Source organism: Pseudomonas sp. B5(2017), from assembly GCF_002112825.1.
Lineage (GTDB): Bacteria > Pseudomonadota > Gammaproteobacteria > Pseudomonadales > Pseudomonadaceae > Aquipseudomonas > Aquipseudomonas putida_Z.
The window spans coordinates 93,191-113,449 of the sequence record NZ_NEIR01000012.1 but is presented as its reverse complement, the minus strand read 5'-3'; the positions used below and the strand labels follow the sequence as shown (position 1 = coordinate 113,449).

The 20,259-nt window shown below is 64.0% G+C and carries 20 protein-coding genes and 1 pseudogene; 14 read left to right on the top strand and 7 right to left on the bottom strand.

Features of this window, described 5'->3' with window-relative positions:
* Window positions 1-23: 23 nt before the first annotated feature.
* The 6 genes from CAG00_RS18885 to CAG00_RS18860 all read left to right on the top strand — a co-directional run bounded on the left by CAG00_RS18885 (window position 24) and on the right by CAG00_RS18860 (window position 4,602).
* Complete coding sequence (locus CAG00_RS18885) at window positions 24-1,631, top strand: response regulator (protein ID WP_025337710.1); 1,608 nt, start codon at window positions 24-26, stop codon at window positions 1,629-1,631.
* Window positions 1,628-2,320 carry a sensor histidine kinase KdpD gene (locus tag CAG00_RS18880; RefSeq protein ID WP_025337711.1) on the top strand — a complete coding sequence of 231 codons (693 nt, stop codon included), beginning with the start codon at window positions 1,628-1,630 and terminating at the stop codon, window positions 2,318-2,320. The genes CAG00_RS18885 and CAG00_RS18880 overlap by 4 nt, the downstream gene beginning before the upstream one ends.
* A gap of 168 nt (window positions 2,321-2,488) precedes the next feature.
* Window positions 2,489-2,767: an AbrB/MazE/SpoVT family DNA-binding domain-containing protein gene (locus CAG00_RS18875; protein WP_003259615.1), complete on the top strand. Its 279-nt coding sequence runs from the start codon at window positions 2,489-2,491 to the stop codon at window positions 2,765-2,767.
* Window positions 2,764-3,111, top strand: coding sequence for a type II toxin-antitoxin system ChpB family toxin (locus CAG00_RS18870; RefSeq protein ID WP_075043777.1), 348 nt, complete (start codon window positions 2,764-2,766; stop codon window positions 3,109-3,111). The genes CAG00_RS18875 and CAG00_RS18870 overlap by 4 nt, the downstream gene beginning before the upstream one ends.
* An 18-nt stretch (window positions 3,112-3,129) precedes the next feature.
* Window positions 3,130-3,774 (top strand): MBL fold metallo-hydrolase, encoded by a 645-nt coding sequence (locus CAG00_RS18865; protein ID WP_085665044.1) that lies wholly within the window; start codon window positions 3,130-3,132, stop codon window positions 3,772-3,774.
* Between the two features lie 108 nt (window positions 3,775-3,882).
* A complete protein-coding gene (locus tag CAG00_RS18860; protein WP_013970946.1) occupies window positions 3,883-4,602 on the top strand; it encodes an OmpA family protein in 720 nt (239 codons plus the stop codon).
* A 125-nt stretch (window positions 4,603-4,727) separates the two neighbouring features.
* On the opposite strand, the gene pta is transcribed toward CAG00_RS18860, so the two are convergent.
* Both pta and CAG00_RS18845 read right to left on the bottom strand, forming a co-directional pair.
* The gene (gene pta, locus CAG00_RS18850; RefSeq protein WP_085665043.1) at window positions 4,728-6,815 is read right to left on the bottom strand and encodes a phosphate acetyltransferase; all 2,088 of its coding nucleotides are present in this window, start codon (window positions 6,813-6,815) and stop codon (window positions 4,728-4,730) included.
* 31 nt (window positions 6,816-6,846) lie between these two features.
* Window positions 6,847-7,149: a DUF3565 domain-containing protein gene (locus CAG00_RS18845; protein WP_015268965.1), complete on the bottom strand. Its 303-nt coding sequence runs from the start codon at window positions 7,147-7,149 to the stop codon at window positions 6,847-6,849.
* On the opposite strand from CAG00_RS18845, the gene CAG00_RS18840 reads away from it, so the two are divergent.
* The gene (locus CAG00_RS18840; RefSeq protein ID WP_003259610.1) at window positions 7,148-7,633 is read left to right on the top strand and encodes a peptidylprolyl isomerase; all 486 of its coding nucleotides are present in this window, start codon (window positions 7,148-7,150) and stop codon (window positions 7,631-7,633) included. The two genes, CAG00_RS18845 and CAG00_RS18840, sit on opposite strands and share 2 nt — an antisense overlap.
* 144 nt (window positions 7,634-7,777) lie before the next feature.
* The gene (locus tag CAG00_RS18835) at window positions 7,778-8,260 is read left to right on the top strand and encodes a glutathione peroxidase (protein ID WP_025337716.1); all 483 of its coding nucleotides are present in this window, start codon (window positions 7,778-7,780) and stop codon (window positions 8,258-8,260) included.
* A 131-nt stretch (window positions 8,261-8,391) separates the two neighbouring features.
* Here CAG00_RS18835 and CAG00_RS18830 read toward each other — a convergent pair whose 3' ends face one another.
* Window positions 8,392-9,582 (bottom strand): glycosyltransferase family 1 protein, encoded by a 1,191-nt coding sequence (locus CAG00_RS18830; RefSeq protein ID WP_085665042.1) that lies wholly within the window; start codon window positions 9,580-9,582, stop codon window positions 8,392-8,394.
* Window positions 9,583-9,716: 134 nt separating this feature from the next.
* Between CAG00_RS18830 and CAG00_RS29300 the strand changes: the two are divergent.
* Window positions 9,717-10,484: pseudogene (locus CAG00_RS29300) on the top strand (PAS domain-containing protein); the annotation flags it as partial.
* Between the two features lie 156 nt (window positions 10,485-10,640).
* Window positions 10,641-11,072 carry a methyl-accepting chemotaxis protein gene (locus tag CAG00_RS29295; RefSeq protein ID WP_371262304.1) on the top strand — a complete coding sequence of 144 codons (432 nt, stop codon included), beginning with the start codon at window positions 10,641-10,643 and terminating at the stop codon, window positions 11,070-11,072.
* A 171-nt stretch (window positions 11,073-11,243) separates the two neighbouring features.
* On the opposite strand, the gene cysZ is transcribed toward CAG00_RS29295, so the two are convergent.
* On the bottom strand, window positions 11,244-11,972 hold the full coding sequence (cysZ, locus tag CAG00_RS18820) for a sulfate transporter CysZ (RefSeq protein WP_085665041.1): 729 nt from the start codon (window positions 11,970-11,972) through the stop codon (window positions 11,244-11,246).
* Between the two features lie 329 nt (window positions 11,973-12,301).
* On the opposite strand from cysZ, the gene trxB reads away from it, so the two are divergent.
* Entirely contained in the window at window positions 12,302-13,264 is a 963-nt protein-coding gene (gene trxB, locus CAG00_RS18815; RefSeq protein ID WP_025337720.1) for a thioredoxin-disulfide reductase, read from the top strand.
* Between the two features lie 162 nt (window positions 13,265-13,426).
* Here trxB and nadC read toward each other — a convergent pair whose 3' ends face one another.
* A complete protein-coding gene (gene nadC, locus CAG00_RS18810; protein ID WP_085665040.1) occupies window positions 13,427-14,275 on the bottom strand; it encodes a carboxylating nicotinate-nucleotide diphosphorylase in 849 nt (282 codons plus the stop codon).
* A gap of 242 nt (window positions 14,276-14,517) precedes the next feature.
* On the opposite strand from nadC, the gene CAG00_RS18805 reads away from it, so the two are divergent.
* From CAG00_RS18805 to ampE, 3 genes are all read left to right on the top strand, one after another.
* Window positions 14,518-16,665: a DUF1631 domain-containing protein gene (locus tag CAG00_RS18805; RefSeq protein WP_085665039.1), complete on the top strand. Its 2,148-nt coding sequence runs from the start codon at window positions 14,518-14,520 to the stop codon at window positions 16,663-16,665.
* A gap of 209 nt (window positions 16,666-16,874) precedes the next feature.
* On the top strand, window positions 16,875-17,447 hold the full coding sequence (gene ampD / locus CAG00_RS18800) for a 1,6-anhydro-N-acetylmuramyl-L-alanine amidase AmpD (RefSeq protein WP_025337723.1): 573 nt from the start codon (window positions 16,875-16,877) through the stop codon (window positions 17,445-17,447).
* A complete protein-coding gene (gene ampE, locus CAG00_RS18795) occupies window positions 17,444-18,274 on the top strand; it encodes a regulatory signaling modulator protein AmpE (RefSeq protein WP_085665038.1) in 831 nt (276 codons plus the stop codon). Before ampD ends, ampE begins: the two co-directional genes overlap by 4 nt.
* Before the next feature lie 127 nt (window positions 18,275-18,401).
* Here ampE and CAG00_RS18790 read toward each other — a convergent pair whose 3' ends face one another.
* Both CAG00_RS18790 and cra read right to left on the bottom strand, forming a co-directional pair.
* Entirely contained in the window at window positions 18,402-19,178 is a 777-nt protein-coding gene (locus tag CAG00_RS18790; RefSeq protein WP_085665037.1) for a TatD family hydrolase, read from the bottom strand.
* 2 nt (window positions 19,179-19,180) lie between these two features.
* Window positions 19,181-20,176, bottom strand: coding sequence for a catabolite repressor/activator (gene cra, locus CAG00_RS18785; protein ID WP_004376064.1), 996 nt, complete (start codon window positions 20,174-20,176; stop codon window positions 19,181-19,183).
* Between the last annotated feature and the right edge of the window lie 83 nt (window positions 20,177-20,259).

Below are 20,259 nucleotides of genomic sequence, written 5' to 3'. Positions count from 1 at the left end.
TCATTCCAAGGCAGGTCGTGTTGATGCTGCAGTACGGGCAAAAGAGCTTTCTGATCGTCGACGACTTTACCGACTTTCGCACGTCGACCCGTTCCATGCTGCGCGAGCTGGGCGTACGTGACGTGGACACCGCCGACAGCGGCGAGCAGGCGCTGCGCATGTGCGCGCAAAAGCGCTATGACGTCATCCTGCAGGACTTCCACCTGGGCGACGGCAAGAAGAACGGCCAGCAGGTGCTCGAAGACCTGATCCTCGACAAGCACATCAGCCATGAGTGCATATTCATCATGGTCACGGCCGAGAGCAGCCAGGCCATTGTCCTCAGCGCCATCGAGCACGAGCCTGATGCCTACCTGACCAAGCCGTTCAACCGGGTTGGCCTGGCCCAGCGCGTGGAGAAGCTGTACCAGCGCAAGACCTTGCTCAAGCCGATCCTGCAGGCCCTGGACCGCAATCGCCCGGCCGAAGTGCTGGCGGCCTGCGCCGAGCTGTGCAAGCGCGACCCACGCCTGGCCCCGCTGTGCCTGCGCTATCGGGCCGATGCCTTGCGCAACCTCAACCGTTTCGAGGAGCTGGAGAAGTTCCTCAAGGCCATCCTGGCCAGCCGCCCGCAGCCGTGGGTGTACTCGGCGCTGGGCAGCCTGATGCACAAGCGCGGCCAGAATGCCCAGGCCCAGGGCGTGTACGAGCAGGCGCTCAAGGCCTTCCCGATCATGCCAGGCCTGTACGATGGCATGGCCGAGGTGCTGGTGGCCCAAGGCGAAACCAGGCGTGCGCAGAACATGCTTGAAGAAGCCGTGCGCCTGTCGCCGCTGTCGGTGCGCCGGCAGTCGACGCTGGGCAAGCTGGCGTTGGAAAACGAAGACTTCGAGAGTGCTTCGAAAGCGTTCCGCCATGCGGTGAACCAGGGCCAGAGCTCACGCTACAAGGACCCCGAGAACAACCTGGGGCTGGTGCAGGCGCTGATGAGCAGGAATGCCGGCTTTGGCCTGGATGCGCGCACCCGGGTCGAGATCAACAGCACGCTCAGCGAAGTAGCCAAGGAAAACCCCGAGGACCAGGGCCTGCAGGTGCGTGCCCGCATGATGAAGGCCGCCAGCCTGCAGCAGGCCGGCGACCCTGAAACGGCTGCCAAGCTGACCGAACAGGCGATCCAGCGCCTGGACAAGATGAACCAGTTCTTTTCGGTCGATTCGGCCCTGACCGTTGCCGCGCAGTTGCAGGCCATGGGGCAGGAAGCCGCCGCCATCGGCGTGCTGAGGAGCTGTGTGGAAAGTTATGGCGACGACCCCAAGGTCATGGAGAGGGTCGGCAAGCTGACGGACGACCCCAGCGTGCTCAACGCCATTACCGAAGCGGTCACCCTCAATCGCCAGGGTGTGCGCAGTTACCAGGGTGGGCAGCTCGGCGAGGCGTTGCAGCTGTTCCGCAAGGCGCTGGGTTTGCAGCCGAAGAACATCAGCATCGCCCTCAACACTGCCCAGGCGCTGCTGCGCATCGGCGGAGACAGCCCTCAGCCCGCGATCATGCAGGAGTGCCGCGACGCCCTGACCAGCGTGGCCGGCATCCCCGCCAGCGACAACCGCTACGACCGCTACCGCAAACTGCACATCCGAGTGTTCGGCGCATGAATCAAGACAACCAGGGGCTGGATTTTTCCACGGTGATCGCCTCCACCGTGCACGACCTGAAGAATTCCCTGTCGGCGTTGATCCAGTCCCACAACCAGTGGATGCAGCGCTTGCCCGAGGAACTGCGCGGTGGTGCCGAGCAGGGGGTGATGGAGCATGAGTTTCGCCACCTCAATGGCATGCTGGTGCAGTTGCTGGGGTTGTACAAACTGGGCGTGAACCAGTTGCCGGTGTGCCCGGACTACCACGAACTGGACGATTTCATCGAAGCCCAGCTGGCTGCGCACGAGGAAGTGCTCAAGCACAAGGACATCCTTGCCACCTGGCGCATCGACACCGACAACCCGCTGGGCTTCTTCGACCGCGAGCTGGTGGCCTCGGTGATCGCCAACGTGATCACCAACGCCACCCGCTTTGCCGCGCATGCCTTGCTGATCACCATCGAAGAGGCAGACAACCAGCTGGCCATCTGCGTCAACGATGACGGCCCGGGTTATCCACAGCGCATGCTCGAACGCCAGGAAGAATTCATCCAGGGTATCGACTCGACCAGTGGCAGTACCGGCCTGGGCCTGTATTTTGCGGCGCGGATCGCGGCACTGCATGAAAGCGGCGGGGTGCGCGGGCGGATCGAGATCTCCAATGGCGGGGCGCTTGGGGGTGGGTTGTTCAGGTTGTTCTTGCCTTGAAACTGACAACGATTGCGTTTCAAATTTTTGCAGGTGGAAAGTAGGTTCCCAAGTTGATGTAGGGCATTTCCTTCTTGAGGTTGCAGGGCTTTTGTCCATACCGGGCAAATGACAGTGTAGATACGACGTCTCTACATTTCGCTTGCAATCATTTGGAGGGTTTCTACTATGTATCTACCTTGGGAGATACTCATGCAGATCAAGATTCAACAGTGGGGTAACAGCGCCGCGATTCGCTTGCCGGCTGCAGTGCTCAAACAGATGCGTCTCGGTGTCGGCTCTACCTTGAGCCTGGACACCGCGGGTGAGACCATGGTGCTCAAACCCGTCAGGTCGAAACCCAAATACACCCTTGAAGAGCTGATGGCCCAGTGCGATCTGGATGCACCGGAGCCAGAGGACATGGCCGACTGGAACGCGATGCCACCAGTAGGGCGTGAAGTGTGAAACGGGTGAAGTTCGCCAGGGGCGATATCGTTCGCGTCAATCTCGATCCGACTGTTGGACGGGAGCAGCAGGGGGCCGGGCGACCTGCGCTGGTGCTCACTCCAGCTGCGTTCAATGCGTCAGGCCTGGCTGTGGTAGTGCCGATCACTCAAGGTGGCGATTTTGCCAGGCATGCGGGTTTCGCCGTCACGCTCAGCGGTGCGGGTACGCAGACTCAGGGCGTGATGCTCTGCAATCAGGTGCGCACAGTCGACCTTGAAGCCAGATTTGCCAAACGCATAGAGTCGGTACCCGAGGTCGTCATCCTTGATGCACTGGCTCGCGTACAGACCCTCTTCGATTAACCGGTTCCCGTATTCCCTATGCAGAATCCATCGTCAGCGCTCATCCGCGAAACCTTCCCCGTAGGCCCCCTGCAATGCAACTGCACCCTGATCGGCGACCCGCTTACCAAAAAGGCCATCGTCGTCGACCCGGGCGGTGACCCGGACAAGATCCTTGCCCGCCTGCAGGCCCACGGGCTGACGCTGGTGAGCATCATCCACACTCACGCTCACTTCGATCACTTCCTTGCCTCGGGCAAGCTCAAGGAACTGACCGGCGCAACGCTGCACCTGCACAAGGACGACCAGGCGCTGTGGGACAACCTGGAAATGCAGTGCCAGATGTTCGGCGTGCCCTACACCCCGGTACCTGCGCCAGACCGCTGGCTGGGGGATGACGAGGAGCTGGCCTGCGGTTGTGGCGTGGCCCTGCATACGCCAGGCCACACGCCGGGCTCGATGAGCTTCTGGTTTGCCGACGCCAAGCTGCTGATCGCCGGCGATACCCTGTTCCGCCGTGGCATTGGCCGTACCGATTTGTGGGGTGGCGACCAGCGGGCCATCGTCCGTTCGATCAAGGAGCGGCTGTACCGGCTGGACGAGGAGGCCGTCGTGGTGACCGGCCACGGGCCTGATACCCGCCTGGGCGACGAAATGCGCGAAAACCCCTTCGTGCGTGCCTGATGGCACATGAAGGCACTTTCATGGAATTTTTCGTTGCCGTTGCAATCCAAGGCTGGCATAGATCCCTTTATGATCTGCCGCATTCATGAATTCAGTAGGAGCTTGTCCATGTTCACCATGCGTCGTCTGATTATCGTCGCAACCGCCGCTGCCCTGATGACCGGCTGTGCCGGGCAGAACCCTTATGACAGCCAAGGGCAGGCGCAGGGCTCCACAGGGATGAGCAAGACCGCCAAGTACGGCGGCCTGGGCGCGCTGGCCGGTGCTATCGCCGGTGCCGCCATCGACCACAACAACCGTGGCAAGGGTGCACTGATCGGTGCCGCCGCCGTAGGTGCCGCCGCAGCCGGTTATGGCTACTACGCCGACAAGCAGGAAGCCGAGCTGCGCGCGCAGATGGCCAACACCGGCGTGGAAGTGCAGCGCCAGGGTGACCAGATCAAGCTGATCATGCCGGGCAATATCACCTTCGCCACCGACTCGGCCAACATCGCGCCAAGCTTCTACTCGCCGCTGAACAACCTGGCCGGCTCGTTCAAGCAGTTCAACCAGAACACCATCGAAGTGGTCGGTTTCACCGACAGCACTGGCAGCCGCCAGCACAACATGGACCTGTCCCAGCGCCGTGCGCAGGCGGTCAGCACCTACCTGACCTCGCAGGGTGTGGATGCCTCGCGTATCACCGTACGTGGCATGGGCCCGGACCAGCCGATCGCCAGCAACGCCGACGCCAATGGCCGCGCGCAGAACCGCCGGGTGGAAGTGAACCTGAAGCCGATTCCGGGTCAGCAGTATGACCAGCAAGGTCAGGTTCAGCAGTATCCCTGATCGATCAGAGTGACCCTGTGGGAGCGGGTTCACCCGCGAACACCGGCGTAGCCGGTGCCAAACACCGCGTCGCATTCTTCGCGGGTGAACCCGCTCCCACAGGGGCTGCAAAGCAGCCCCAGCTTTTAGCCTGCCACGCTGGCCTGAATCGCCGTCAGGGCAATGGTATGCACGATATCGTCAACCTGAGCCCCGCGCGGCAAGTCGTTCACCGGCTTGCGCAACCCTTGCAGCATCGGCCCCAGGCTGACCCCGTCGGTGCTGCGTTGCACCGCCTTGTGGGTCGTGTTGCCGGTATTCAGGTCAGGGAACACGAATACCGTCGCCCGCCCGGCTACCGGGCTGCCCGGCGCCAGCTCCCGTGCAATCGCCGGGTTGGCCGCCGCGTCATACTGCAACGGCCCGTCGATCAGCAGCTCCTGCGCCGCGCCCTGTGCCAGGCGGGTCGCTTCGCGCACTTTCTCGACTTCCTCGTCGCTGGCCGAATCGCTTGAATAACTGATCATCGCCACCCGCGGCGCGATGCCGAAGGCCTGCGCCGATTCGGCACTCTGCCGGGCGATCTCGGCCAGTTCGACAGCACTCGGGTGCGGGTTCATCACGCAGTCGCCGTACACCAGCACCTGCTCGGGGAACAGCATGAAGAACACCGACGACACCAGGCTCGAACCCGGCGCGGTCTTGATCAGCTGCAGGGCCGGGCGGATGGTGTTGGCGGTGGAGTGCACCAGGCCCGAGACCAGGCCGTCCACTTCGTCCAGGGCCAGCATCATGGTACCGATCACCACCGGGTCTTCCAGTTGCTGCTCGGCCATTGGGGCATTGAGGTTCTTGCTCTTGCGCAGCTCGACCATCGGTTCCACATAGCGCCCGCGAATCACCTCGGGGTTCAGGATTTCCAGGCCCGGCGGCAAGGTAATGCCCTGGGCGCGCGCCACGGCATCGACATCCTCGGGCTTGGCCAGCAGCACGCAGCGGGCAATGCCGCGGGCCTGGCAGATGGCCGCTGCCTGCACCAGCAGCGGCTCGGCGCCTTCCGGCAGGACGATGCGCTTGTTGGCCTGCTGCGCCCGCTGGATCAGCTGGTAGCGGAACACTGCAGGCGACAGGCGCAGTTCGCGCGGGGTGCCGCAACGCTGGTGCAACCAGGCGGCGTCGAGGTGGCTGGCGACGAAGTCGGTGATGAATTCGGCGCGCTCGCGGTCGTCCACCGGGATTTCGCGGTTCAGCGAGTTGAGCTGGTTGGCGGTATCGTACGAGCCGGTACTGACCGACAGGATCGGCAGGCCGGCCTGCAGGGCGCCGCGGCACAAGCCCAGGATGCGTGGGTCTGGCTTGCCGTCACTGGTCAGCAGCAGGCCGGCCAGCGGTACGCCGTTGATCGCTGCCAGGCTGACGGCGAGGATGATGTCGTCGCGGTCACCCGGGGTCACCACCAGGGTACCCGAGGTAAGCAGCGGCACCGTGTTGGCCACGGTACGCGCGCAGATGATGATCTTGCTCATGCGCCGCTGCTCGTAGTCACCGGCATTGAGCACCTGGGCACCGAGCAGGTCGGCCACGTCACGGGTGCGCGGGGCGTTCAGTTCGGGCTGGTAGGGGATGCAGCCCAGCAGGCGGAAGTCGTTGCCGCGCAGCAGCGGCGAGTGTTCGCGCAGGCGGGTGGAAAAGTCCGCCATGCTTTCGTCGGTGCGCACCTTGTTGAGGATTACCCCGAGCACCTTCGGGTCGCGCGGGCCGCCGAACAGCTGGGCCTGTAGTTCGACCCGGCCGGACAACTCGCTGAGCACTTCGTTTTCCGGTGCAGATACCAGTATCACCTCGGCATCCAGACTCTTGGCCAGGTGCAGGTTGACCCGCGCCGCATAGCTGGCGTGGCGTGTGGGCACCATGCCCTCGACCACCACCACGTCGTTGCCGATGCAGGCTTGCTGGTACAGGCGGATGATTTCTTCGAGCAACTCGTCCAGCTGGCCATCGCCGAGCATGCGCTCGACATGGGCCAGGCTCAGCGGTACCGGGGGCTTGATGCCGTGGGTGCGGGCAACCAGCTCGGTGGAGCGTTCGGGGCCGGTGTCACCCGGGTGGGGCTGGGCGATCGGCTTGAAGAAGCCGACCTTCAGCCCGGCGCGCTCCAGGGTGCGCACCAGGCCCAGGCTGATGGAGGTCAGGCCGACACCGAAATCGGTCGGCGCAATGAAAAATGTCTGCATGCGTGCTTCTCGAAATAAGCGGTGCAAGAAATTAACGGCCAAGGGTAGCGCTATCGGCCCCTTGTGCGCACCAGCCGCAAGCGAAAGGCTGGCCGATACGCTGCGCGCGCTGGGCCGGGTCGAGCACCCAGGGGCGTGCCTGCCACGGCGGCTGGTGGCGCAGGTGCTGGGTGTGGCCGCAGGACAGTTCGGCCACCCAGTGGCCCTCTTCGTCCTGGTGGAAGCCGGTGATCCGACTGATGGGCCGTTGCTCGTCCGCAGTGCGTTCGCAATCGGGCGATGGCTTGGTTACACTTGTCCGCTCTACATACTTTTGCAAAAGGTCTTGCCCCATGCTGATCGCCGCCAACAAGGCTGTCTCCATCGACTATACCCTGACCAACGACGCCGGGGAGACCATCGACAGCTCCGCCGGCGGTGCGCCGCTGGTTTACCTGCACGGTGCCGGCAACATCATCCCGGGCCTGGAAAAAGCCCTGGAAGGCAAGCAGGCCGGTGACGAGCTGAACGTTTCCATCGAGCCGGAAGATGCCTACGGCGAATACCTGGCCGAGCTGGTCAGCACCCTGAACCGCAGCCTGTTCGAAGGTGTCGACGAGTTGGAAGTGGGCATGCAGTTCCACGCTTCGGCGCCGGATGGCCAGATGCAGATCGTCACCATCCGCGACATCGACGGCGACGACGTGACCGTCGACGGCAACCACCCGCTGGCCGGCCAGCGCCTGACCTTCCAGGTCAAGGTAGTCAACGTGCGTGATGCCAGCGACGAAGAAATCGCTCACCGCCACATCCACGGTGAAGGTGGCCATCACCACTGATTTTCTGCGCTAAGCTCAGAAAGTCGCCAGGCGCTCGGGCAAGCCGATTTGCCTTCCTACGGGAGGTGGACGGTTTGGACGAGCGCCTTTTTAGTGGGCGGAATTCACCTGCGCGGCAACCGGGAACCTGAGAGGGGATTCATCATGAGTGCATTTCACGACCTGAAACTGGACGCGTTGAACGGCGGGGAGCTGCCCCTCGCACCGTTCAAGGGCCAAGTGGTGCTGGTGGTCAACGTTGCCTCCAAGTGTGGTCTCACGCCGCAATACAAGGCCCTGGAGAACCTCTACCAGGTTTACAAGGACAAGGGCTTCAACGTGCTTGGCCTGCCGTGCAACCAGTTTGCCGGCCAGGAGCCTGGCAGCGAAAAGGAAATCCAGGAGTTTTGCAGCCTCAACTATGGGGTGAGCTTCCCGCTGGGTGGCAAGCTGGAGGTCAACGGGCCGCAGCGCCACTCGCTGTACCGCCTGCTGGCGGGTGAGGGTGCGGAGTTCCCGGGGGACATTACCTGGAACTTCGAGAAGTTCCTGGTGGGCAAGGACGGGCGGGTACTGGCGCGTTTTTCGCCGCGCACGGCACCGGATGATCCAGCGGTGGTACAGGCTATCGAGAAAGCCTTGGCCTGAAGCGCCTGACGCGGTTTCTCTGTAGGAGCGGCCTTGTGTCGCGATCGGGCCGCATAGCGGCCCCCGGATATCAGCATTGTCGCAACTATCGAGGGGCTGCTCTGCAGCCCGATCGCGACACAAGGCCGCTCCTACACAGATCGCGTAGCACCCAGCCTCGAAGCTGGTGAAGTCGCAGCCTGGTTCCGGGCTGCATGCAGATACCCCTCGAACTGCTCGACAATCGCCGGCCAGCCCTGGCGACTGGCATGCTTTCGCGCATTCAGGCGCACCCGGCGCAACGTCTCCTCTTCTTCCAGCAGCCAGCAGGCAGAGTCGATGAACGCCGCCTGGTCCCCCGGCATGGCCAGCGCACCGCTATGGCCATGGCGAATATGCTGCGCGGCGGCCGCCTCGTCATAGGCGACCACCGCCAACCCCGAGGCCATGGCTTCGAGCACCACATTGCCAAAGGTTTCGGTCAGGCTCGGAAACAGGAACAGGTCACCGCTGGCATAGTGTTCGGCCAGTAGCTCGCCTCGCTGGGCGCCGCAGAACACGGCATCCGGTACCTGCTGTTCGAGGGCGGCACGCTGTGGGCCGTCACCCACCATGATCAGGCGCAGGCGTTTGTGTGGATAAGTTTTCTGCAGGGCCTCCAGGCTTGGGCGCAGCAAACCCAGGTTCTTTTCTGCCGCCAGCCGCCCGACATGCAGCACGGCGATGTCGTCCGGGCCGAGCCCCCAGCTTTCCCGTAATGCGGGGCTGCGCCGGGCCGGGTTGAACAGGCAGGCATCGACCCCCCGGGCCAGTAGCTCCAGGCGTTCGAAACCGCGGCGTTCAAGCTCCAGGCGCTGACTTAGGCTGGGTACCAGGGTGGTCGCCGTGCGCCGATGGAACCAGCGCAGGTAGTTGGTGAGCAGGCGCGTCAGCAGGCCCAACCCGTACTGGCCGGAATACTGCGGGAAGTTGGTGTGGAAGCCGCTGACCACCGCTACCCCCAGGCGCCGGGCCGCGCGCAGTGCGCTGAGCCCAAGCGGCCCCTCGGTGGCGATGTACAGCACATCCGGGCGCTGCCGGCGCCAGCGGCGCAACAGCTTGTGCATCGACACCTCGCCCCATTGCAAGCCCGGGTAACCAGGCAGGGGCCAGCCACGGCACAGCACCAGGTTCGGGTCGTTGTGCAGTGGTGCTTCACCGGCCTGGCGCGGGCGCACCACTTCGATCTCATGGCCGCGTTGGCGCAACCCTTCGCTGAGCCGGCCAAGGGTATTGGCCACGCCGTTGATCTCGGGTGGGAAGGTTTCGCTGACCAGGGTAATGCGTAGGGCGGGTGTATTCATGACAAAAAGTGTCCGCCTGCTGGATTGCGCCAATGTGACTGCCATGTGACGTACAGATGACGCCTGATCGCTGACGCTTTTCGCCTTGTGAATTTTTCCTTGCAAGGGTGCTCAAGAGGGGGCACCGGCAGCCGATGAAGATGCATTCGACGATGCGCTCCAGGAGAGCGGTGATGTTCAACAACAAGCTCAAGCAAGAAATCCGGCAGTTGCGCGAAGACCTGATGTCCATCGAACAGGTCAAGAGTAGCCTCGACAGCGAGATGCTGGTACTGCAACTCGACCCCCAGGGGCGGATCGAGATGGTCAACGGCAACTTCGAGAGCGAGATGCTCTACCGTGCCGAACAATTGCTTGGGCGCAACATCGAGGACATCGTCCCCGCCCATGTGAAGACGCTGGATTTCTACCAGCGCATGAAAGGCGCGATCAGCCGCGGTGAACACCTGAACGGTGCATTCCGCCTGCTGCGCGGCAATGGCCAGGAGGCCTGGTTACGGTCGATCCTGCAGCCGGTCAAGAACAGCGAGGGGCGCATCAAGTATTTCACGCTGCACTCCAGCGACCTTACCCGCACCATCGAGACCTCCCGCGAGCACGAAAGCCTGATCAAGGCGCTGATGCGTTCCACCGCCGTGATCGAGTTCGATCTCGATGGCACCGTGCTCACCGCCAACGAACGCTTCCTGGGCACCGTCGGTTACCGCCTGGAGCAGATCCGTGGCAAGCATCACCGCATGTTCTGCGAGCCGGAGGAGGCCAACTCGGCCGGCTATCAGGCGTTCTGGGACAAGCTGCGCCGTGGCGAGTACGTTGCCGACCGCTTCAAACGTATCGACGCCCATGGCCGGGTGGTCTGGCTGGAGGCTTCGTACAACCCCATCTTCGATGCCCATGACGTGCTGTACAAGGTGGTCAAATTCGCCACCGTCATCACCGAGCAGGTCAACCAGGAGCAGGCGGTGGCCGAGGCGGCGGATGTTGCCTACAACACCTCGCTGGGTACCGATGCCAGCGCCCGCAAGGCCACCGATGTGGTCACCCAGAGCGTCAGCGTGATGCGCGGGCTGGAAGCTTCGATGCAAGAGGCGGCAGAGGGCATCCAGGCGCTGGATACCCAATCGCGGGTGATTGGTTCGATCATCAAGACCATCAGCGACATTGCCGGGCAGACCAACCTGCTGGCGCTGAACGCGGCCATCGAAGCGGCCCGCGCCGGCGAGCAGGGGCGGGGGTTTGCCGTGGTTGCCGATGAAGTGCGCCAGCTGGCCTCGCGCACCAGCACCGCCACCGAGGAAATCGCCCGGGTGGTGCAGCAGAACGAGCAACTGGCCCAGGCGGCAGTGGCGATCATCGACACCAGCAAGCGCCAGGCCGAGCAGGGGCTGGCGCTGGCGGACGAGACAGGGAGCGTGATTGTCGAGATCCAGGACGGGGCCAAGCGGGTGGTGGATGTGGTGGGGCAGTTTTCCAGCCGGTTGGGGCAGTAGGACCAGGATCAGACGCGGTCTGCTTCTTTGTGGGAGCGGCCTTGTGTCGCGAAAGGGCCGCAAAGCGGCCCCAGCAATTTGTGCATTAGTGCTGATATCCTGGGGCCGCTCTGCGGCCCTTTCGCGACACAAGGCCGCTCCCACAGGAGGCCGCGCAAGGTCCGAGAGGGATCAGTTCCGTTCCCGCACCCAGAACAACGTGGCCCCGGCCACCGCCGCCGGCATCATCAGCACGTTCACCAGCGGGATCATCAACGCCAGGTAGGTAATGCCGCCAAAGCCCAGGCTCTGCCAGCGTTTCTGGCGCAGCCAGGCGAGCATGTCCTGCCAGCTCATCTTGTTGTTGTCCGCCGGGTAGTCGATGTACTGGATAGCCATCATCCACACCCCGAAGATCAGCCAAAGCGGCGCCGCCACCACGTTGACCACCGGGATCAGCGACAGGATGAACAGGCCGATTGCCCGTGGCAGGAAGTAGCCCAGCTTGCGCATTTCACGGCCGAAGGTCCGTGGCACCATGGCCACCAGTTCGCCCCAGCTGAATGCCGGGAAGTTGTCCTGCCCACGCACCACCACCTCGACCTTTTCCGCCAGGAAACCATTGAAAGGCGCGGCAATGATGTTGGCTGCCAAGGTGAAGGTGAAGAACACCATCAGCACCAACAAGGCAACGAACAGCGGCCAGAGAATGTAGCTGAGGAAGCTCAACCAATCCGGCAGCGTCGGCATCAGGGCATCAAGCCAAAGGTCGAATTGATGCCCGGCGAAGTAGATCAGGCCGCCGAACAGCAGCAGGTTGACCGCCAGCGGCAGCAGCACGAACAACCGCAGGTTGGGGCTCAGCACCAGTTTCAGGCCTTCGCGCAGGTACTGGGGGCCAGAGAGGACAGGGGCTTGCATCGAGAGACTCCGCAGAGAAGGAAAACGCGCTGACCTTACCGAGTTTGCCGCGCCGACGAAAGGCGGGCAGCGGGTGGGAAACGGGCTGTAACAAAAGCAGCAGGGCTTGGCTATCGATGAAATCGCTGAATAGACGATGCCTATGAGGTGGATTGTCGAAGGATATTTCCTTAATCTTTGCGACCTCGCTACAGTGCGCTCAACTTTCCGCTTTCTGGGCCTGCGCGTTGTAGCCTTCCCCAAGTGCTGCGTGGGTCCTTTTTAATTTTCCTGCTGGCGCAGCCGGTGCACCGATGCCGGCCCTGCGGCCCGCTCGACAGGAGTTCGACATGTCTGAAGTACGTCATTCGCGCGTCATCATTCTCGGTTCCGGCCCTGCCGGTTACAGCGCCGCGGTGTATGCCGCCCGTGCCAACCTCAAGCCGCTGCTGATCACCGGCATGCAGGCCGGCGGCCAGCTGACCACCACCACCGAAGTCGACAACTGGCCGGGCGACCCCCATGGCCTGACCGGCCCGGCGCTGATGCAACGCATGCAGGAGCACGCCGAGCGTTTCGAAACCGAAATCGTCTTCGACCACATCAACGCTGTCGACCTGGCCAACAAGCCCTTCACCCTGCAGGGTGACAGCGGCAAGTACACCTGCGACGCGCTGATCATCGCCACTGGCGCCAGCGCCCGCTACCTGGGCCTGCCGTCGGAAGAAACCTTCATGGGCAAGGGTGTTTCGGCCTGCGCCACCTGCGACGGCTTCTTCTACCGCAACAAGCCGGTTGCCGTGGTGGGCGGCGGCAACACTGCCGTGGAAGAGGCACTATACCTGGCCAACATCGCCAGCAAGGTGACCCTGGTGCACCGTCGCGATACCTTCCGCGCCGAGAAGATCCTGGTCGACAAGCTGCACGCCCGTGTGGCCGAAGGCAAGATCGAGCTCAAGCTCAACGCCACCCTGGACGAAGTGCTGGGTGACAACATGGGCGTGACCGGTGCGCGCCTGAAGAACAACGACGGCAGCAGTGACGAAATCAAGGTCGACGGCGTGTTCATCGCCATTGGCCACACCCCGAACACCTCGCTGTTCGAAGGCCAGCTGACCCTCAAGGACGGCTACCTGGTGGTCAACGGTGGCCGTGAAGGCAATGCCACCGCCACCAACGTCGAGGGCGTGTTCGCCGCCGGTGACGTGGCTGACCACGTTTACCGCCAGGCCATTACCTCGGCCGGTGCGGGCTGCATGGCGGCGCTGGATGTCGAGCGTTACCTGGACGGGCTGGCCAACGCTTCGTTCTGATTCTGAATCGCCGGGGCTGCTGCGCAGCCTATCGCGACACAAGGCCGCTCCTACAGGGATATGCGATCCCTGTAGGAGCGGCCTTGTGTCGCGATAGGGGCGCAAAGCGCCCCCAATGAAAAAACCGGCCCTGAGGCCGGTTTTTTCATGCCTGCAATCAGCTCACAGGCTCAACCGCATCGACAGGTCCACCGCCTTCACATCCTTGGTCATGGCACCAATCGAGATGTAGTCCACCCCAGTCTCGGCAATCACCCGCAAGGTCGTCTCGTTGACCCCGCCACTGGCTTCCAGCTTGGCCTTGCCCGCGGTAATGCGCACTGCTTCGCGCATCTCTTCCAGGTTCAGCTCGTCGAGCATGATGATGTCGGCACCTGCGGCCAGTGCCTGGCGCAGTTCGTCCAGGCTTTCCACTTCGATTTCCACCGGCTTGCCTGGCGCAATGCGATGCGCCGCCGCCACGGCCGCGGCCACGCCGCCGCTGGCGGCGATGTGGTTTTCCTTGATCAGGAAGGCGTCGTACAGGCCGATGCGGTGGTTGTCGCAACCGCCGCAAGTCACTGCATACTTTTGCGCCAGGCGCAGGCCCGGCAGGGTCTTGCGGGTGTCCAGCAGGCGCACCTGGGTACCTTCCACCAGGTCGGCCAGGAAGCGCGCACGGGTGGCGACCCCCGACAGCATCTGCAGGAAGTTCAGTGCACTGCGCTCACCACTGAGCAGCGAACGCGCGGGGCCCTCCAGATGGAACAGCGGCTGGTTGGCCGTGGCGCGCTCGCCATCGGCCACCTGCCAGTGCACGGCCACGCGCGGGTCGAGTTGGCGGAACACGGCATCGACCCAGGCGGTGCCTGCGATAATGCAGTCTTCGCGGGTGATGATGGTCGCCTTGGCCAGGCGCTCCGCCGGGATCAGCTGCGCTGTGATATCGCCACTGCCGATGTCCTCCAACAGCGCACGGCGCACGTTGGCTTCGATTTCAGCGGTCAGGTCGGCAAGGCGTAGGTTCGGCATGGTCGGCTCCACAAGCTAGATGCCGGCGATTATAGGGCAGGGGGCCGGTGTGTACAGTCGCCTTGGCGATGACCTTTGGTCGGCCGGTGTGAGCAAGCGGGGTAAATCAGGGTCATTAGCCAGCCAGTGAAACGGCGCTGGCAGCTGTGCGGGTTTTTACCGATAATGGTGACCAGTATTTGGCGTCATGACTTTGACGATCTTCAGCCCCTTCGGGCGAGACACCCTGCAAGGAGTACAGGATGCAAAAAGAAGGCAAGGTGGTGCCCTTGGCGGCAGCCATCGATCGAGGCGGGCGTGCGCCTCTGCCTTGCCTTCCGGTGTTGCTCCTGCAGGTGCGGGACAAGGCCGCCTTGCAGTTGCGTCAGGGCCTGCAGGACTTGTTCGACAACGCCGACGACACCCTCTTCGAGATGGCCGACAAGGCCTTCGACCGCAGTGACCAGAACCTGTACTTCGAGGCCATGCGTGACCTGCGCCTGAAGCGCAAGAGCATCGAGCGCGGTTTTCTCGACACGTTCTATGATGCCTTTGCCCGTATCGGCCAGGTCGACCTGCTGGCGCACCTGGTCGAGCCGGGCAACCTGCGCAGCAAGGCCCAGGTGGAGCGGGCCGCCGCGATCGAAGGTATGGTCGCGCGGGTGCTGTCACGCGACGGCATTGCCCTGCAGCAACTGGGCCTGCGCTTGCAGGTACTGCTCGACCGCCCCCTGCACGAGCAGCACAACCCGCTGGGGCCCGCAGCGCTGTGCGGCTACTTCCTCGACGCTGGCCGCAATCTGGGGGTTTGCCTGCGGGTCAAGCTGGTCCTGCTGAAACTGTTCGAGCGCTATGTGTTGCGCGATGCCGATGTGATCTATGGCGAAGCCAACCAGTTGCTGGCCGCTGCCGGTGTGTTGCCCGAGTTGCCAACGGCACCGCGCCGGCGCGCCGAAGACCGGCGCCTGAACGCACGACGCGGGCCGGCGAACCTGGGGCACGAGGTGGGCGCGGACGCGGCAGGGCAGGCGTTCTTTGCCTCGTTGCAAACACTGCTGGCCCCGGCGCGCGGGCAGTTCGCGCCTCGTTTGCAGGCGGTGGCCGCCGCCCAGCCAATAAGCACCGCCGACCTGCTGCGCCTGCTTTCGCATTTGCAGCACTACGTGCCCGCTACCCACGAGGCCGATGATTTCGAGCTTGGGCAACAGCTAGAACAACTGCTGCTGCGGGTCAGCGTGCGCAGCGGCACACGCCGGCGCATCGACGTGGCCGACGAGGACATGATCAACCTGGTTGGGCTGCTGTTCGCCTTCATCCAGGACGACGACAATCTGCCGGCCAGCCTGCGTGCGCTGATCGGGCGCCTGCATATTCCGCTGCTGAAGGTAGCCCTGCTGGACAAGGGGCTGTTCAGTCGGGCCAGCCACCCGGCCCGCCGCCTGCTCAACGAGATCGCTGGCGCGGCAATCGGTTGGGAATGCGGCAGCGACGGCATGCGCGACAGCCTGCACCTGCGGGTGGAGCGTATCGTCCAGCGCCTGCTCAATGATTTTGCCGAAGATGCCAGCCTGTTCGCCGAACTGCTCGAAGACTTCCTCGCTTTCAACCAGGACGAGCGGCGGCGCAACGAGCTGCTTGAACAACGTACCCGCGACGCCGAAGAAGGGCGTGCACGAGCCCTGCAGGCCAGGCAGCAGGTGCAGCATGCACTCAACCAGCGGCTGCGCGGCCGGTTATTGCCGCAGGTGGTGGTACAGATGCTGGTGCAGGCCTGGAGCCAGGTACTGCTACTGGCCTGGCTCAAGCAGGGCGAGGCATCCCAGGCCTGGCGAGACGCCTTGCAGACGATGGACACGCTGCTGGCCAGCATCACCCCGCCGCACGAGCCACATACCTTGCTGCAGCAGGTACCGGGCCTGCTCAAGGCACTGCGCGATGGCCTGTCCAGCGTGGCCCTGGACTCGGCAGCGACCCGCGAATTCTTCCTGCAACTGGAGCAACTGCACCTGCGTGCCTGCGCGGGTACCGCGGTGGCGCCCGGTGGTGAGGGCCAACCCCTGAGCGAGGTGCTGGTGGACGAGGACATCGTCCTGGCGATTGCTGAAGAACCCGCTTGTGCTCCGTTGCAGTTTGCCGACGGGCAGGCTGTGGCGCTGCGCCAGGTGCAGCGCCTGCGTATCGGTACCTGGGTCGAGGTGCTGGACGAGGACGAACCGTTGCGCTGCAAGCTGGTGGCGCGCATCGACAGCAGCGACCGGCTGGTGTTCGCCAACCGCACCGGCATGAAAGTGCGCGAATGGAATGGTGCCAGCCTGGCCCAGGCACTGCACCGAGGCGACGTGCGAGTGCTGGATGACGGGTTGTTGTTCGAGCGGGCGCTTGAGGCGGTGCTTGACAGGCTGCGGCGGTAGGCACAACTGTCTTGCGCAATATCTGCAAGCTGGCACGATCTCTGTGGGAGCGGGCGTGCCCGCGAAACAAGCGCCGCGGTGGATGGCACCGGCTGCGCCGGTGTTCGCGGGCACGCCCGCTCCCACAGCATTACAATGATTCACATGCAAACGGCGTTGGCCGCAGGGCATACTGTTGACCTGTTCACGGCGTTTTCAGGATCTGCCCCATGCAATTGGACCGTGCCACTGGCTGGTTCCACGGAATCGGAATCACCCACTGCCCCTCGCCGAACTTCAATACCCGCCCCGAAGGCGAATCGATTTCCCTGCTGGTGATCCACAACATCAGTCTGCCGCCTGCCTGTTTCGGCACCGGCAAGGTCCAGCAATTCTTCCAGAACCGCCTGGACCCAGACGAACACCCGTACTTCGCCAGCATCAACCACCTGACCGTGTCGGCGCACCTGTTCGTCGAGCGTGACGGTGCGGTGACCCAGTTCGTGTCGTTGCTCGACCGCGCCTGGCACGCCGGTGTGTCGTGCTTCGACGGGCGTGAAGGCTGTAACGATTTCTCCATCGGCATCGAACTGGAAGGCACCGACGATCTGCCTTATACCGATGCCCAGTACACGGTATTGGAGCAACTTACCCGGCACATCCGCGGTGCCTGGCCGGCCATCGACCTGGGCCGCATCCAGGGCCACAGCGACATTGCCCCGCAGCGCAAGACCGACCCCGGCCCGGCCTTCGACTGGCCGCGCTACCGACAGGCGCTGCAGCAAAACGAGGACAAGGCATGAGTTTTCTGGTGTTGTTGCTGGCGTTGTGGGTCGAGAAGTTCTCGGCCCTGCGTCATCAGGTGCAGCGCGATGGGTTCTTCCTTGGCGAACTGGTGCGCCTGGAGCGCAGCGGCACGGTGCACCCGTGGTGGACGCTGGCCATCCTGGTACTGGCACCGGTAGCGCTGCTGGTGTTGCTGCTGCATGTGCTGGACCCGGTGGCGTACGGCTTGCTGGCATTGCCGGTGCACCTGCTGGTGCTGATCTACAGCCTGGGCCGCGGCGATGCCAAGGCATCGTTGGGGCCGTTCCGCGATGCCTGGCGGCGCGGTGATGACCAGGCCGCTTTGCATGTGGCCGAGCGCGACCTGGGGCTGGCGGCCGACGAACCGCACAGCCTGTTGGTGCGGGTGCAGGGCAACCTGCTTTGGCAGGTGTACCAGGGCTTTTTCGCGGTGATCTTCTGGTACTTCGTGCTGGGCCCGGGTGCAGCCCTGGCCTATCGCCTGCTGGCGCTGTGTGGCGAACACAGCAAGCAACCGACGTTGAAGGCTCGTGCCGAGCAGCTCAGGCATATCATGGACTGGCTGCCGGTACGGGTGCTGGCCTTGAGTTTTGCCCTGGTCGGCAACTTCCTCGCGGTCACGCGAGTGATGCTGCACGAGGTGCTCAACTGGCACATCAGCGCCGCACACCTGGTGGCCCGGGTCGGGCGCATTGCCGATGACATTCCCGAGGAAGAAGACAGCCAGCGCGGGCTGGGGCGGCTGGACAGCCTGTGGGAGCTGCTGCTGCGCTGTGCGGTGCTGTGGTATGCCGGGTTTGCGCTGTGGACGGTGCTTGTCTGAACTGGCTCGCTGGCTTTTTCGCGGGCTTGCCCGCTCCCACAGGTACTGCGCCGGCCTCGAGATTTGCGCGGTCCCTGTAGGAGCGGGCAAGCCCGCGAAGAGGCCCACGCAGGTGCCAGCGCTTCAGCTACCAGCCAAACAACTCGCAAGCATTGCGGGTGCTGGCTTCAGCCAGCTCCACGACATCCACCCCCATCACCTGCGCCAGCGCCCCGGCAATCTCCGGCAGGTGCTCCGGGCTGTTCCTCACCCCGGGGAACATGACCGGCGCCATGTCCGGCGCATCGGTCTCCAGCACCACGCTGTCCAGCGGCAACCGCGCCAGGGTCTTGCGCAGCCGTAGGGCCTGCGGCCAGGTACCCGCACCGCCAAGCCCAAGCCGGAAGCCCAGCTTGATGTACTCGCGGGCCTCTTCGTAACTGCCGGCAAACGCATGTATCACCCCCGCCCGCGCCGGCTTGTAGCGCTTGAGCGTGGCGATCACCTGCGCATGGCTGCGGCGCACGTGGAGCAGGGCGGGCAGTTCAAAGTCGCAGGCCATCTGCAGTTGCGCTTCGAACAGCGCCTGCTGGCGGGCCTTGTCCAGGTCTTCGAGGTAATAGTCCAGGCCAAACTCGCCCACGGCACATAGCCGTGGGTCGCCGCGCAGGCGCTCCAGCCACTCGCGCAGCTGCGCCAGGTGCTCCGGGCGATGCTGGTCAAGGTAGATCGGGTGCAGGCCGAGCGCGGCGAACAGGCGCTGGTCGGCACAGGCCAGGTCCCACACCCGCTGGAAATTCGCCTGGTACACCCCCAGCACCACCATCCTCTCCACCCCGCGCGACACCGCGTTGGCCAGCAGTTGTTGGCGGTCGGCGTCGAAGTCGGGGAAGTCCAGGTGGGTGTGGGTGTCGATCAGGCGCATGTTCAGGCCGCTGTAATGCGTTGCTTGAACGTTCGACCGACGGCATGCACGCCAGGTTCGTAGCGTTTGTCCTCGATCGCGGCCAGTGCCAGTTCCAGCGCGGTGGCGGCAATCAGGCCATGCTGCTGGGCCATGGCATTGACTGGCAGCGGCAGGAAGTCGAGCAACTGGTTGTCGCCAAAGGTACCCAGCTGCAGCTGGCGTGAGTCGGCAGTGCGCGCCTGCAGGGTGTCGAACACCCCTTGCAGCAGCACGTAGGAGGTTGTCACCAGGGCATCCGGCAGGCCGCCAAGGTCATCGATCAGTTGCTGCATCAGGCGCTGGCCGCACTCACGGCTGAACGCTTCGCCCTGATAGCGGCGAACTTCGCCGGCATAGCCTTGCAGGGCTTCGTCGAAGCCGCCGGCACGTGCCTGGCTGACTGACAGCTCGGGGCGCGCGCCGATCAGTGCGATGCTGCGCGGGGCGGCGCTCAGCAGGCTGGCGGCCAGTTGGCGGCTGGCGTCGCGGTCGTCGCTGATCACCGAGCAGAAGTGCGCAGGGTCCAGGCGGCGGTCGATGGCGATCACCGGCAGGCCTTTGTCCTGCAGTTCGCGGTAGCTGTCGTCCTCTGGCGGCAGGCAGCTGGCGACGAACAGTGCATCGCAACGGCGGGCGCGGAACAGCTGCTGCAACTGGCGCTCGCTGTCGGGCTGGTCGTCGCTGCTGGCGATCAGCAACTGGTAGCCGCGGGCGCGGGCGCCTTGTTCGAGCTGCTTGGCGATGCGGGCGTAGCTGGGGTTCTCCAGATCCGGGAGAATGAAGCCCAGGGTGCGGGTATGCCGGCTGCGCAGGCCAGCGGCCTGCGGGTTGGGGGTGAAGCCGTGGGCCTCGACCACCGCGCGTACCCGCTCGACAGTGCTGTTGCTGATGCGCTGCTGTTCGGCCTTGCCATTGATGACGTAGCTGGCAGTGGTCACGGACACACCGGCCAGACGGGCGATATCGCTGAGTTTCACCGAATTTTCCTTGTTATTACCGGGGCTGGCTGTGAGCCCTGACCGGGTAGTTTGACCCGGCGAGGGCGCCACGCGCAGACGAC

Bases quoted from the DNA above. Each gene is read 5' to 3' on its own strand.
- CAG00_RS18885 (WP_025337710.1), top strand. From the start codon at position 24: ATGCTGCAGTACGGGCAAAAGAGCTTTCTGATCGTCGACGACTTTACC.
- CAG00_RS18880 (WP_025337711.1), top strand. From the start codon at position 1,628: ATGAATCAAGACAACCAGGGGCTGGATTTTTCCACGGTGATCGCCTCC.
- CAG00_RS18875 (WP_003259615.1), top strand. From the start codon at position 2,489: ATGTATCTACCTTGGGAGATACTCATGCAGATCAAGATTCAACAGTGG.
- CAG00_RS18865 (WP_085665044.1), top strand. From the start codon at position 3,130: ATGCAGAATCCATCGTCAGCGCTCATCCGCGAAACCTTCCCCGTAGGC.
- CAG00_RS18860 (WP_013970946.1), top strand. From the start codon at position 3,883: ATGTTCACCATGCGTCGTCTGATTATCGTCGCAACCGCCGCTGCCCTG.
- pta (WP_085665043.1), bottom strand. From the start codon at position 6,815: ATGCAGACATTTTTCATTGCGCCGACCGATTTCGGTGTCGGCCTGACC.
- CAG00_RS18840 (WP_003259610.1), top strand. From the start codon at position 7,148: ATGCTGATCGCCGCCAACAAGGCTGTCTCCATCGACTATACCCTGACC.
- CAG00_RS18845 (WP_015268965.1), bottom strand. From the start codon at position 7,149: ATGGGGCAAGACCTTTTGCAAAAGTATGTAGAGCGGACAAGTGTAACC.
- CAG00_RS18835 (WP_025337716.1), top strand. From the start codon at position 7,778: ATGAGTGCATTTCACGACCTGAAACTGGACGCGTTGAACGGCGGGGAG.
- CAG00_RS18830 (WP_085665042.1), bottom strand. From the start codon at position 9,582: ATGAATACACCCGCCCTACGCATTACCCTGGTCAGCGAAACCTTCCCA.
- CAG00_RS29295 (WP_371262304.1), top strand. From the start codon at position 10,641: ATGCGCGGGCTGGAAGCTTCGATGCAAGAGGCGGCAGAGGGCATCCAG.
- cysZ (WP_085665041.1), bottom strand. From the start codon at position 11,972: ATGCAAGCCCCTGTCCTCTCTGGCCCCCAGTACCTGCGCGAAGGCCTG.
- trxB (WP_025337720.1), top strand. From the start codon at position 12,302: ATGTCTGAAGTACGTCATTCGCGCGTCATCATTCTCGGTTCCGGCCCT.
- nadC (WP_085665040.1), bottom strand. From the start codon at position 14,275: ATGCCGAACCTACGCCTTGCCGACCTGACCGCTGAAATCGAAGCCAAC.
- CAG00_RS18805 (WP_085665039.1), top strand. From the start codon at position 14,518: ATGCAAAAAGAAGGCAAGGTGGTGCCCTTGGCGGCAGCCATCGATCGA.
- ampD (WP_025337723.1), top strand. From the start codon at position 16,875: ATGCAATTGGACCGTGCCACTGGCTGGTTCCACGGAATCGGAATCACC.
- ampE (WP_085665038.1), top strand. From the start codon at position 17,444: ATGAGTTTTCTGGTGTTGTTGCTGGCGTTGTGGGTCGAGAAGTTCTCG.
- CAG00_RS18790 (WP_085665037.1), bottom strand. From the start codon at position 19,178: ATGCGCCTGATCGACACCCACACCCACCTGGACTTCCCCGACTTCGAC.